8 protein-coding genes are annotated in these 12,687 nt (G+C 60.3%); 1 reads left to right on the top strand and 7 read right to left on the bottom strand.

From position 1 onward, the window contains the following. Nucleotide 1: 1 nt before the first annotated feature. Nucleotides 2–229, top strand: a complete 228-nt coding sequence (locus PMI31_RS13090; RefSeq protein WP_043302361.1) for a hypothetical protein — start codon at nt 2–4, stop codon at nt 227–229. A 191-nt stretch (nt 230–420) separates the two neighbouring features. Here the strand turns inward: PMI31_RS13090 and PMI31_RS13085 are convergent, their stop codons facing one another. From PMI31_RS13085 to PMI31_RS13050, 7 genes are all read right to left on the bottom strand, one after another. Further along, on the bottom strand, nt 421–3,447 hold the full coding sequence (locus tag PMI31_RS13085; RefSeq protein ID WP_008018517.1) for a multidrug efflux RND transporter permease subunit: 3,027 nt from the start codon (nt 3,445–3,447) through the stop codon (nt 421–423). Between the two features lie 13 nt (nt 3,448–3,460). Next, entirely contained in the window at nt 3,461–4,609 is a 1,149-nt protein-coding gene (locus PMI31_RS13080; RefSeq protein WP_008018516.1) for an efflux RND transporter periplasmic adaptor subunit, read from the bottom strand. Nucleotides 4,610–4,810: 201 nt separating this feature from the next. Beyond that, nucleotides 4,811–5,911 (bottom strand): DUF1513 domain-containing protein, encoded by a 1,101-nt coding sequence (locus tag PMI31_RS13075; protein ID WP_008018515.1) that lies wholly within the window; start codon nt 5,909–5,911, stop codon nt 4,811–4,813. Nucleotides 5,912–5,925: 14 nt separating this feature from the next. Further along, nucleotides 5,926–6,990, bottom strand: coding sequence for an imelysin family protein (locus PMI31_RS13070; protein WP_008018513.1), 1,065 nt, complete (start codon nt 6,988–6,990; stop codon nt 5,926–5,928). A gap of 26 nt (nt 6,991–7,016) precedes the next feature. Beyond that, the gene (locus PMI31_RS13065; RefSeq protein ID WP_008018511.1) at nt 7,017–8,444 is read right to left on the bottom strand and encodes a di-heme oxidoreductase family protein; all 1,428 of its coding nucleotides are present in this window, start codon (nt 8,442–8,444) and stop codon (nt 7,017–7,019) included. A gap of 284 nt (nt 8,445–8,728) precedes the next feature. After that, on the bottom strand, nt 8,729–10,072 hold the full coding sequence (locus PMI31_RS13060; RefSeq protein ID WP_008018510.1) for an imelysin family protein: 1,344 nt from the start codon (nt 10,070–10,072) through the stop codon (nt 8,729–8,731). Between the two features lie 258 nt (nt 10,073–10,330). Next, a complete protein-coding gene (locus PMI31_RS13050; protein WP_008018507.1) occupies nt 10,331–12,382 on the bottom strand; it encodes a putative bifunctional diguanylate cyclase/phosphodiesterase in 2,052 nt (683 codons plus the stop codon). Nucleotides 12,383–12,687 lie beyond the last annotated feature (305 nt).

The following is a 12,687-nucleotide window of genomic DNA, read 5'->3' as shown; positions in this document are numbered from 1 at the left end:
GATGAAACTCGAAATTGCACGAGGTTTGTTTCTGGTAGGAGCCTTGGCAGTTGCATCGATCGCGATGGCAGCCTGGGAGCAACCACGCCCCCAGGTTCTCAGCTCGATAAACGCAGAAGAACATTGTCCGTTGCCGCGGGTTGTGAAGGCATCCGTGGCTACTCGACCCGATCATGATTTGTTGCTGTTCATGTTCGGACTTTCTCAGGGATTGAGGCCGCAGAATTGAACCGATTGAAGCCCAAATAAAAGGCCTCGCTGATGCGAGGCCTTTTATTTGGGCTTCACGTATTCCCGGGAAACTGTAGGAGCGGCCGGTCGACGCTCGATTGCTGGCGATGGCCTCAAGTGCGCCGCGTTTATCCAGTTCACACGCGTTATCGTTAACGACCATCGCCAGCAAGCCGGCTCCTACAGGGTTCAGGCTTTATCCGGTTTGGCCAGCAACGTATAGATGCAGGGCAACACAAACAGGGTGAACAGTGTGCCGATCGACATGCCCGTTGCGATGACCGTGCCGATGTCGAACCGGCTGACCGCGCCAGCACCGGTGGCGATGATCAATGGCACCATACCGAATACCATCGCTGCGGTGGTCATCAAGACCGGACGCAGGCGGATGGCCGCCGCTTCCTCCACTGCTTCGCGTGCCGTCAGGCCCTTGTCCTTGCGTAGCTGGTTGGCGAACTCGACGATCAGAATGCCGTGCTTGCTGATCAGCCCGATCAACGTCACCAGCCCGACCTGGGTGTAGATGTTCATGCTCGACCACCCCAGGAACAGCGGAATCAATGCACCGCAGATGGACAGTGGCACGGTGACCAGGATAACCAGCGGGTCGCGGAAGCTTTCGAACTGGGCCGCCAGTACCAGGAAAATGACTGCCAATGCCAGGGCAAAGGTGACCCACAGGGCACTGCCTTCCTGAACGTACTGCCTCGATGCGCCGGCGTAGTCGAAGGCAAAACCGGCAGGTGCCTCTTCCCGGGCGATCTGGCGCACGAGGTCGACGGCTTCCCCCATGCTCACCAGCGGCACTCCGGACAGGATGGCCGAGTTGAGTTGCTGGAATTGGTTCAGCTGTCGCGGTCGAGCACGGTCGGTGACGGTGATCAGGGTCGACAGCGCCAACAGTTCGCCCTTGGCGTTTTTCACGTAGTAATTGTTCAGCCAGTCCGGGTTGTCGCGGAATGGCTGTTCGACCTGGGCAATGACTTTGTAGCTGCGACCTTCAACGGTGAAACGGTTGATCTCGGCTTCACCCAGCAGGGTTGCCAGGGTTCCCCCCAGATCCTGCATGGAAACCCCCATCTGCGCGGCTTTGGCGCGGTCGATATCCACCACCACTTCCGGCTTGTCGAAAGCCAGGTCAACGTGGACAAACGCAAACTTGCCGGATTCCTTCGCCCGTTTTTTTACCCGGTCGGCCACCTGCAGCAGCAACTCGTAATCATTGGCGGAGTTGATGACGAACTGGAACGGCACGCCTTCGCCGGTGCCCGGCAGAGATGGCAGGTTGAAGCCGAAAATCTGCAACCCCGGGATCTTTTCCAGTTTGGCCTGCACCTGGGGCAGGATCGACATTTGCGTGCGGCTGCGCTCGTTCCACGGCTTGAGCAGGAAACCGCCGATGCCCGATTGCACGCCGTTGAAACCATTGATCTGGAACGACGAGTAATACTCGGGAAACGCCTTGAAGATCGAGACGAACTCGTCGGTGTAGATGTTCAGGTAGTTGAGGTTGGTCGGTTGCGGGGCGTTGGCGATCATGAAAATGATGCCCTGGTCCTCATCCGGCGCCAGTTCCGATTTGGTGAATTTGAGAAGGACCGGAATCAGGCACAACACGATCACGGCGAACACCAGCACCACCGGCCGGGTGTTGAGGGTGCCGTGAAGTATGCTCTGGTAGCGGCGCTTGAGGCTTTCGAAAATTAGGTCCAGGCGATGGGCCAGGCCACTGGGGTTCTCATCGTGGCGCAGCAGAAACGCACACATCATCGGCGACAGGGTCAGGGCGACGATACCGGAAATCACCACCGCGCCGGCCAGGGTCAGGGCGAACTCCTTGAACAGCGCCCCGGTCAGGCCGGTGAGGAAGCCGATCGGCGCATACACCGCTGCCAGGGTGATGGTCATCGAAACCACCGGCATGGCGATTTCCCGGGCGCCTTCAATGGCGGCTTCGAGCGGTGTCTTGCCTTCCTCGATGTGGCGGTGAATGTTTTCCACCACGACGATGGCGTCATCCACTACCAGACCGATGGCCAATACCATCGCCAGCAGGGTGAGCAGGTTGATCGAGTACCCCATCATCTGCATGAAGAACATGACGCCGATCATCGACAGCGGGATGGTCACCACCGGGATCACCACCGAACGCAGGGCGCCGAGGAACAGGAACACCACCACGATCACGATCAGCACCGCTTCGAACAGGGTTTTCACCACTTCGTCGATCGAGGCCTGGATGAACAGGGTGGCGTCGTAGGCGATTTCACCCTTGAGGTTCGGCGGTAGCTGGGCCTCGAGGTCCGGCATGATCTTGCGTACTTCCTTGATCACTTCCAGCGGGTTGGCGCCGGGCGTCGCCTTGATGCCGATGTACACCGAAGGGGTGCCACCGAACGAGCTGATGGTGTCGTAGTTTTCCGCGCCCATTTCCACGCGCGCCACATCCCGCAGCAGCACACGGCTGTCGCCATCGACTTTGAGCGGAATTGCCCCGAAGGCTTCGGCGGACTTGAGCTCGGTATTGGCGTTGATGCTGGTGACCACATATTCGCCTTTCACCTCGCCGGCAGCCGAGAGGAAGTTGTACTGGCGCACCGCATTGGTCACATCGCTGGCACTCAAGCCGAAACCCGCGAGCTTCGCCGGGTCCAGCCACAGGCGCATGGCAAACACCTGGTTGCCGAGGATCTCGGCTTCGGCCATGCCGGGCAAGGTCGCCAGTTTCGGCTGGATCACCCGTGACAGGTAATCGGTAATCTGCGGATTGTTCAATTCCTTGCTGAAGAAACTCATGTACATCAGCACTGACGCATCGGCAGATTGCTTGCTCAGCACCGGGTCTTCAGCGTCCTGGGGCAGCTGGCTCTTGACCTCGTTGGCCTTGGCCAGCAGTTCGGTAAACAGACGGTCGCTGTTGGAGCCGACGCGCGCGTAGATCGAGATTACCGAAAAGTTCTGGCGACTCACCGAGGTCATGTAGTCGATGCCCTCGGCGCTCGCCAGGCTTTGCTGCATCGGTTGAGTGATATAGCCCTGGATGGTCTCGGCGTTGGCCCCGGGGTAGGCGGTGGTCACCGTGATCAGGGCGTTTTCCATTTGCGGGTACTGGCGCAGCGGCAGCTTGCCCCAGGCCTGGAAGCCCAGCAGCACAATCAGCAGGCTGACTACGGTTGCGAGAACCGGGCGGCGGATGAACGGATCGGTAAAAGCCATTTGGATTCCTTGATCAGTCCGCGCGTGGCGGGCTGCTCTGCTCAGCCAGGGTCTTGTCGTCGCTGATGGCAATGCGTGCGCCGTTGTCCAGTTTGAGCTGGCCGGCGGTCACCACTTTATCGCCGCTCTGCACGCCTTTGGTGATCATCACTTGCCCGTCGCGGCGCTCGCCGGTTTCGACAAAACGCCGTTCGGCGATCAGCACCGGCTGGCCCTTGTCATCCTTTTGCAGGCTGCCATCTTCGGCCTTCTTTGGTACAGCCACGTACACCGAGTTGCCGTAGAGCGTATAGGTAATCGCGCTTTCCGGTACCACGATGCGCGGTTGCGGGTCGGGCAGGAGCACCTGGAGGCTGGCGAACATGCCTGGCATCAACTTGCCATCGGGGTTGGCCAGGGTGGCGCGGACCTGCACGTTACGGGTGCTGTTCTCGACTTTGGGGTTGATTGCACTGATGGTGCCGGGGTACTCCTGGGTCGGATACGCCGCAACAATGACCTGCACTGGCTGGCCGAGAGCAATCTTCGGCACCGACTGCTCGGGCACAAAAAAGTCGACATACAGGCTACTGAGGTCTTGCAGGGTGGCGATCATGGTGCCGGTGGCCACATAGTCGCCGACGTCCACCTGACGAATGCCGATGGTGCCGCTGAACGGCGCGACGATGCTTTTTTTGCTGAGCGCAGCCCTGAGCTGATTGACCGTGGCCCTGCTCTTTTTCAGGACCGCCGAGAGTCGGTCGAACTCGCCTTTGGAAATGGCCTGGCTGCCGACCAGTTGGCTACCGCGACCGTAATCAAGCTGTGCCAGCCCGAGGTCGGCCAGAGCAGTTTCCAGCAGGGCACTTTCAACAGCGCTGTCGAGACGCAGGAGTGGTTGACCGGCCTTGACCTTTTGCCCTGACTCGAACTGCAAATCGATGACGGTACCATCGGTCTCCAGGCTCAGGTCCACGCCTTGCAATGCCTTGAGCGTGCCAACGGTAGGCAGGCGGGCTTGCCATGGGCGCTCGGCGGCGGTGGCCACGGCAACGCTGATGGCCGGTCTGGGTGCAGAGTAGCCTTGAACCATCGTGTAGATCGAGAAGGCTTTGTACGCGGCCAGGACCAGCACAATCAGTAGAACAACACCCAACATGATCAGCATGCGGCGACGCAGCATATTCCAGTTCCTTGGAGGAAATCAGGTGAGACAGCGGGGCACATTACCGGGAGTGTAGAGGGTAATCCGACTGCCGTTTTTACAGGTTGTGAGGTATTAGAGGGGGGAAAGCCTGAAAAGATTCGCCGCCTTGGGCCGCGCCTGCCGGGTGTCCGTCATCCCGATACAAGCGCAGCCCAAGGCGGCGATTTTCTCAATGATTCAGGCCATCAGATGCAGATGGTTGTCCCAGAGCCCTGCGGGTAGCTCCAGCGGTTTTGCAACAAGAGTTGTCTGGCGGCAATCGTAGTAGCGGCAGCGCCCCTGACCCGAGGTCACGACAAAACCATCGGCCACGGCACCGACCCCGGCGCAATCGGGCAGTGGGGCATCCAGGCGTACTTCACCGCTGTCCAGGTCCCAGATGAAAAAACGGTTGCCCCGCGGTGCCGTCAACGCCACCAGGCGCAAGTCGCTGTGTATCGCGACACTGGCGGTGTAGTGCCCCATGGCCTGCAACTGGTGCTCGGGCACCGGGAACGCGACGAAAGGCTGACCGGGACGCTTGATCGCCAACAGCTCCGACGACTCGTGGGCCGCGCCCATGAACTGCTGGCTGGCGACGATGGTGCCGTCACTGGCGATGGCGAGATGGCGCACGCTGTTCATCTGCTGGGCGAGGGTTTCCTTGCTCAGCAGGGTACCGTCACGCTGCATCAGGACCAGGCTTGGTTCCATGGCGTTGAGGTTCATCTCCACCCGGCTTTCAGCCTCGGTGCGAATCCCGCCGTTGGCCACTACCAGGGTTTCGCCGTCGGGCATCCACGACACCTGGTGCGGCCCGAGGCCGTGGGTGGAAATTTCACCGCTGTGCACCAGCCGTTCGCCTTCGAATTTATACACGCCGAGCAGGCCACGCCCCGGATCGCTGGTATCGTTTTCGGTGGCGTACAGCCAATCGCCGCTGTGGTGAATGACCGCGTGTCCGTAGAAGTGCCGGTTCGGCTGTGACACCAGGGTTTGCAGGAGCGCACCGTCGCGCAGGTCGATCAGGTAGCTCTCGGTACCCGGACGGCGGGCGACAAACAGCGCAATCGGCTGTGTCGGGTGGTTGATGATGTCGTGGCAACGCTGGCTGACCCGGGTGGCGAACACCTGTGTGCCGTCCAGTCGATAACCGACCGCGTAATGCTGGCCATCGGTATCGTCCCGTGCCGAAAGCAACAACGGACTCCTGTCCCTTTGCTTGAACAGCTTCCAGCCGCCCAGCGTCACCGCACCCAGCAACAAACTGCCCAAGGTCAGAGCCTGGCGTCGCAGCATGGAACTCGCCCTCATCAGTCGCCGTCGTTGGCGTTGAAGCCCAGTTGGATGCCCAGCGCCTTGGCCAGATCAGCTTCGTGCAGGCGATGGACGACGTTGAGGCTTTCGTACAGGTCGTTGAGTTGTTGACGGCCGGCGTCGTCACCGAGCATTTCAGTCAGCGAGCGCTGGTTGCTGGCGAACAGTTTCAGCGAGGCGGCATAGGCCGCATCGATCTTGTCGGCCAAGGGTTTCTGCTCGCTCGGTAACAGGCTGCGCAGGCCTTTGTTATCAACACCTTCCCAGACGGTTTTGGCGGCCGCGAGGCTGGCTTCCAGGCTGGTCAGGGAAGCCTGGCTACGCCATGCATCGGCCTGGAACGGTTGTGGTACGCCCTTGCTCTGGCGACCCATCGGCGTGCCGAGTTTTTTCTTCAGGGTGTCGATGGCCGTGACTTGCACGCGCAACAGATCGGCGATCGCTTCATGGGAGTCCGCGTAGCGCTGGTTCGGGAATTTGCTCATTTGCGCGAGCATGCCGTCGGTGTTGTTCCAAGTTTGCAGAATCTCTTCGGCCAATTGCTTCTGGCGTTCGCCAATCGCGACCAATAGCGGGCAGTACCTGGCTTTCTGTTCAGCGTTGGCGACGTCAGGCTTGCTGTCGAACAGAATGTATTCGTAGGCGGAGAGGCCCTGTACCACAACGCTGGACTTGGCCAGTGCGGTGGCATCGATCTGCGGCTGGGTGGTGACCAGTTGCTCGACCTGACGGCCGACCAGGTTTTTCTTGTCTGGCCAGAACTGCACTTGCCACGAACGGTTGCCTTCGGCCAACGGCCCGATCAGCAACGGTTGCAGTTCGGCCCAGGCTTTTTGCGCGTGCAGGAAATCGGCACGGGCGGTTTCCAGGGTTTCCTTGCCTTCGCAGTAGGCGAGGGCACTGACCGCCAATTGACGGTCGGCTTCAACCCAGCGGGTGTAGGTCGGCAGGATCACCGATTTGGCGATGGCCGCCGACGTGACCGCTTGCGGGTCCTGGGGCGAACAGGCGCCCAAGGCGAGTGCGGCAAGGCTGGTGAACAACAGTTTGGGACGGAACATGTCGGGCTCCCGCGAGTGAATGCGTATTAAAGGGAATTCAGGAACGCCAGCAACGCGGTGCGCTGCTCGGCATTGAAAGACAAAACCTGTTGCTGCGCCGCAGTCGCTTCGCCGCCATGCCAGAGCACGGCTTCGAGCAGATTGCGGGCGCGGCCGTCGTGCAGGAACTGGGTGTGGCCGCTGACCGCCTGTGTCAGGCCGATGCCCCACAACGGCGGGGTGCGCCATTCGCGGCCGCTGGCCTGGAATTCGCTACGGTTGTCGGCCAGGCCGTCGCCCATGTCATGCAGCAGCAGATCGCTGTACGGGCGAATCACTTGATTGGCCAGTTCAGGTTCGGCGGCGTTGGCGGCGGTGGTGTATTTCGGTGTGTGGCAGGACTGGCAACCGGCCTGATAGAACAGGGTCTTGCCGGCCAGCACTTCAGGGGCGTTGACGTCACGACGGGCCGGGACGGCGAGGTTACGGCTGTAGAACAGCACCAGGCGCAGGATGTTATCGCTGACTTCCGGCTCGCCATTCGGGCCATTGCCATTGGGTGCCTGTTTGCAGGCAGTTTGCGCGTCCGTGCAGTCATCAAAGGGTCTCAGGCTGGTCGTGAGGCCCATGTCACCGGAAAACGCGTGAACATTTTGTTGATTGAGGTTCGGTTGTCCGGCTTTCCAGCCAAATCGTCCCAAAACGGTCTTTTGCCGGACATCGTCCCAGACCCGGTTCGGTCGTCCGCTGATGCCGTTGTTCGCCTTGGCCTGTGCCTCGGCGTTGGCCAGGATCGCCTCGTCAGGGATCGCTTCAAGCAGGCCCAGACCAATCATCGGCGGCGCTACACGGGCCGAGAAACGGGTGTCGGGGTGCATCGGGCCGTAGCCCAGTTGGGTGATGTCCAGGCTTGGCTTGCGCAGCTCGACTTCGGTACCGTCCTTGAAGCGAACCGGCACGGCGGTGTAATCGACCCGCACTTTGCCTTCGGGGGCCACACCGGGTACCGCCATGTCCTGGAACTGACCGCCGTAGACGGGCTCCGGCACCACGCCGAGCTGTTCGATGACCTTGGCATACGCCGGGGCGTCGGGAATCGACAGGCGTACCAGCATCGACACGGCGTTCACATCGCCCGGGGTCGGCGGATGGCCGCGGCCGTCCTTGATGTGGCAGCCCTGGCAGGCGTTGGTGTTGAACAGTGGGCCGAGGCCATCGCGAGCGGTCGTCGTCGACGGGGCGATCACCCAAGGGCTGCGGAAGAAACTGTTGCCGACGCTGAAATCCACACGCCGTGACGGCGGCAGATTCGCCGAGGGCATCGAAAACGCGTTCTGATCGCTCTTGCGCACCGTCGCACTACCGCCGGAGCGGGCTTCACCGGGTTCAGCCTGGGTGAATTTCGGGGCGTCATCGCAGGCACTCAGGCCCAATGCCAGAAACAGTGCGGACAAGCGAAGAGGCAGCGGGGGCATCAGACATCCTGCAAGACGAGCAAAACAAGGGCGCAAAGTCTAACAGGGGATGGGAATTTGAATAAGAGGAATTATCGTTTGCTTGATGTGGGGCAGGGTTTTTCACCGGAGACCGAGGCGCTGCGATCGCTGGCAAGCCAGCTCCTACAGGGATCGGGGGGTTTGCGAACATCACCGAACCTGTGGGAGCTGGCTTGCCAGCGATGGGGCCACCAGCATCACCACAAAAGGCAGGCACAAAAAAGGCGACCCGAAGGTCGCCTTTTTCATTCAGCCAGCGTTGATCAGAATTCGTGATCAGCGTTGTCCGGGTTCAGGTCGTTGATGCCCAGTTTGCCAGCGGCGGCTTCGATCGAACCGGTCTGCTTGACCAGCGACGCGATGGCGTCACGGACGATCTGGTTGCCCGCGGTGTTGCCGGCAGCGATCAACTGGTCGTAGTGCTCACCCTTGTTGGCGTGATCAACCATCAGCTGGATCTTGGCTTCGGTGGCGGCCAGGTCGGCTTTCAGCGCGGTGTCGGCAGCCGGGTCGGCCTTGGCCACCAGGGACGACAGGCTGGCGCCAGTCATTTTGGTACCGTCGACACGGGTGTATTCACCCAGGTACACGTTACGAATGCCCTTGGCATCGTAGAAGTGCGAGTTGTGAGTGTTGTCGCTGAAGCAGTCCTGTTCGTCTTCCGGGGAGTTGGCTTCCAGGGAAACCTTCATGCGCTCGCCCGCCAGTTCGCCCAGGGACAGGCTGCCCATGCCGAACAGCATTTTGCGCAGGCCGGATTCAGCCGGTTCCGCTTCCAGGGTGGCGCGGTAGTTGTCGGCCACGTTCGGCTTCCAGTTACCGACCATTTCTTCCAGGTCGCTGACCAGCAGTTGAGTCACGGACTTCAGGTAGGCACGACGACGGTCGTTGTGGCCGCCGGTAGCGCCTTTGCCTTCCAGGTAGTCCGAGGCCGGACGGTTGCCGGCGCCAGGGCCGGTGCCGTTCAGGTCCTGGCCCCAGAGCAGGAATTCGATGGCGTGGTAGCCGGTGGCGACGTTGGCCTCGGAACCGCCCAGCTCGTTCAGACTGGCGAGTTTTTCCGGAGTGATGTCTTTGACATCGACCTTGTCTTCGCCGATCTGCACTTCAGTGTTGGCGATGATGTTGGCGGTGGCACCCGGGTTGCCCAGGGCGTGTTCGTAGGATTTGTCGACGTAGTCGATCAGGCCTTCGTCCAGTGGCCAGGAGTTCAACTGACCTTCCCAGTCGTCAATGATGGTGTTACCAAAGCGGAACACTTCGCTCTGCAGGTAAGGCACGCGAGCGGCAACCCAGGCAGCCTTGGCAGCTTTCAGGGTGTCGGCGTTCGGCTTGGCGAGGAAGGCGTCGACGGCGGTTTGCAAGGTCTTCGCAGTGGATTCGGCATCGCTGTAAACGGCGAAAACCATGTCGGCGTAGTGAGCGACAACGGCTTTGCCGGCGGCTTCGTCGACTTTACCGGCAGCGGCTGGAGCAGCCGGGGCAGCCGCAGTGCTGGCAGCTGGCACAGGCGCGGCAGCTTTTTCTTTGTCTTTACCTTCGCCGCAACCGGCGAGGGAAATAGCGATGGCCAACAGACTGGCGGTAGCCAGAGGCATACGAATCATGGCGAACATCCTGCTTCGATAGAGGGTGGAGTCGTGTTATGCACACGCAAAACTGCGACATAATGCAAATCTTTCGCATTATGTGTAAAGGGTTGTACCTGGAAATATTTCTTATTCACAGAACGCGGCTCGCAGCCCTCTCTGTAGGAGCGAGCCTGCTCGCGATGATCTTGAGAGCAACGCGCCCATCCAGAATGAACGCGTTATCGTTCACGTTCATCGCGAGCAAGCTCGCTCCTACAGACGGGGCGGGGTTTTTTACAAGATAGCGGCGTTGCTGCGCTGGGCCTGCTTCAGGTACAGACCCAGTTCCCGCGCCGACAACGGCTTGCTGTAGAGATAGCCCTGACCTTCGTGGCAGCCTTCGGAAATGATGTAGGCCTCTTGTTCGGCGGTTTCCACGCCTTCGGCAATCACCTGCATGCCCAGGCTCTTGCCCAGCTGGATGATGGCGCGAACGATGGTCGCATCATCGTCGTCATCGAGCAGGTCCTGAACGAAGCTCTTGTCGATCTTGATCTTGTCCAACGGCAGGCTTTTCAGATAGCTCAAGGATGAATAGCCGGTTCCGAAGTCATCGATGGCGATCAGCGCGCCGGAGCGACGCAGGCTGAGCAGGTGCTGGGCCGCCGTGCTGATGTCTTCCATCAGGCCGGTTTCGGTGACTTCCAGCTCCAGGCTGCGCGGCGGCAGGCGGTACATCTGAAGCAGGTTGTTGACCACCCGGGGCAGTTCGGCGTGGTGCAATTGAACCGTGGACAGGTTGACCGCCATGCGCAGGTCACTGAAGCCCTGGTCATGCCACTCGCGTAGTTGTTTGCAGGCCTGGTCCAGCACCCATTCGCCGATGGCAATGATGGTGCCGTTCTGTTCGGCCAGCGGGATGAACAGGTCTGGCGGCACCATGCCGTGCTCGGGGTGTTGCCAGCGAATCAGGGCTTCGACGCCCACCACGCGGTTGTCGCGATAGCTGATCTGCGGCTGGTAGACGAGGTAGAACTGATTGCGGATCAGCGCATCGCGCAGGTCTTTTTCCAGTTCGCGGCGGCGGCGCATTTCGGTGTCGACGCTGGCGATATAGAACTGATAGCGGTTGCGCGAACGGGTCTTGGCCAGCGTCATGGTCTGCTCGGCCTTTTGCAGCAACTTCTCGGTGCTGTTGCCGTCCTCGGGGAACAGGGTGATGCCGATGGTGGCGCGCAGGCGGATCTCCTGATGATCAAGGGCGAACGCCGCTTCCAGATCATCGAGAATGCTTTGCGCCAGCTCGGCGGCTTCGTAGGGTTGCTCGATATCGGCCTGGACCAGGGCGAACTGGTCGCCACCGAGGCGGGCGAGGGCTCCCAGGCGACCGCTATGACCGCGCAGGCGATCGGCCAGGGCCAGCAGCAACTGGTCGCCGGTCTGGTAGCTGAACTGTTCGTTGATGCCCTTGAAGTCGTCGAGGCCGACACACAACACCGCGACCCGGCGCTGTAGTCTGCCGGCGTCGATGAGGATCTTGTCCAGTTGCTGCTGCAGTTGCTGGCGGTTCGGCAGCCCCGTCAGGAAATCGTATTGGGACATGCGCAACAGGCTGTTTTCCGCTTCGTGGCGCAGATGGGTGTTGCGTTCGATGGATTCGAGCAACTGGTTGGCGGTGTTGATCCAGATGCCCAGTTCGTTTTTCTCGTGACCCTTGAGCAGCGGAATCTTGTGTTCGCTGGGACGATCCGGATTGATTTCCGTGAGGTGCTCGATGATTCGTGACAGCGGCTTGGTCAGCAGCCAGTGATAGACCAGATACAACACCAGCCCCATGGCGAGCGCGCGCAGCACGCCGGAGATGAAGATGATCACCGAGCTGATAATGAACCCCTGACCATAGGTGGCGGTATCGAGGGTGATGCTCAGGTCGCCGTAATACTCGCTGTAAGGCCCGCGACCGACCAGTTGGGTGGTGAAGGTGCGTTCCTTGCCAAGAATCAGGTCGGTCAGCCAGCGACTGTGGGAGTACTGCAACTCGCGGGTTTTTTGCGCGAGCATGGCTTCGTTGGGATGGCCGATGGAAGCCTGGCGCACGGCGGCGTCCTGAAACAGGCCTTCGATCACTTGCATGCCCATTTCCCGGTCCAGGCTGTAGACGGCCTGGGTCGAGGGGTCGCGAAACATATCGAGGATACGCTCGGCATCGCTGGCGACGGCCTGGCGTGTTTTATAGGCATCGAACACGATCTGCGCGCAGCTCAAGACCACGCCGACGATCAATGCCGACAGGAGTACGACCCGGAGCAACTTCACCGACAAGCTGTTCTTGAGTTCCAGCTTCAAAGGGTTATTCCTTGTTCCGTGCGGGTAGCATCAAGTTGCCATGAGTATTGGCAATCCCGTGATGGCAGTCAAAGGGACAATCATCCTTGAGGGATTTTGCCTGCAGCTTGGCCGATTTGCAGTTGTCTTGACGAGTTAGCCTGTTAGCACTGTGTCGGTTGTCGAGTCCTTCAACTTGAGGGGGGGGTGGAGATATTTTCCTTTTGTTTGATGTTAGTCGGCAGTGGCGGTGGAGCAAGGGGCTGGAGGCTGGTTTCATCTTGGGAAATTGGCTTCGTGCGGGTTTGGGTGGGGTACATATCCGT

The sequence above is a fragment of the Pseudomonas sp. GM55 genome (genome assembly GCF_000282395.1).
Lineage (GTDB): Bacteria > Pseudomonadota > Gammaproteobacteria > Pseudomonadales > Pseudomonadaceae > Aquipseudomonas > Aquipseudomonas fluorescens_CC.
The sequence above is the reverse complement of the archived record's forward strand: the minus strand, read 5'-3'. Positions and strand labels throughout refer to the sequence as shown.